Here is an 890-nt window from a genome sequence, read left to right on the forward strand (position 1 = left end):
AATAATGAGATGGACCCACCCTTCTAATCGGCTTCATAGTGAGCCATGATAAGTTTGTACACTTTATCAACAAAGGGCGGGTCCGAATATGAAGATTACAACAATTGGTTTAGATATATCAAAGACTATTTTCCACATGTTTGCCGTTAATCAAGCTGGAAAGTTAGTTAAAAAGAGAGCAATTAAGCGTGCCGACTTGCTCAGTGTCTTTGCCCGGTTAGAGCCAACGTTGATTGTGATGGAAGCCTGTGGCGGAGCTAATCATTGGGCTAGAGAATTTATTAAATTAGGGCATCAAGTTAAGCTCATTGCGCCTCAATATGTTGTGCCTTATCGTCGTAAAAACAAAAATGATTTTAATGATGCAGAAGCCATTGCTGAAGCAGCGCAACGACCAAATATGACATTTGTACCGATAAAAAGCGTCGAGCAAGAAGACATTCAAATGGTGCTGCGCATAAGAAAGCGACATGTAAAAACGATGGTCGCAATCAACAATCAAGTTAGAGGCTTTCTTGCTGAATATGGTTTATGCGCTGCAAAGGGGAAAACCGCATTAGCGGCTCGGTTGCCTGAATTTATAGATGATGAAAGCAATGAGTTATCGGCTTTTGCACGAGAAAGTTTTCGCGAACTTTATGCTGACTTTGTTGCAGCGCAAGAGAAAGTTGAGTTTTACACGAAGAAGATAAATGTTTATACAAGAAATAATCCTATCTGCAAGCGAGTAAAAAGTGTCATTGGTGTAGGCCCAATGACAGCAGCAGAACTATATGCGTCCATAGGTGACGGAAAAATGTTTCATAATGGTCGACATTTTGCTGCTTGGTGCGGATTAACACAAAGGCAAAACTCAAGTGGTGGCAAAACCATGCTGTCTGGCATCACGA

General features: G+C 41.2%; 1 protein-coding gene. It reads left to right on the top strand.

The window, feature by feature from the left end; all coding sequences use genetic code 11:
- Window positions 1–88 precede the first annotated feature (88 nt).
- Window positions 89–890 (top strand): IS110 family transposase (locus H5202_RS23485; protein WP_182774115.1); only part of this gene is annotated, 802 nt, incomplete at its 3' end.

The organism is Shewanella sp. SG41-4 (assembly GCF_014164505.1).
Taxonomy (GTDB): Bacteria; Pseudomonadota; Gammaproteobacteria; order Enterobacterales; family Shewanellaceae; genus Shewanella.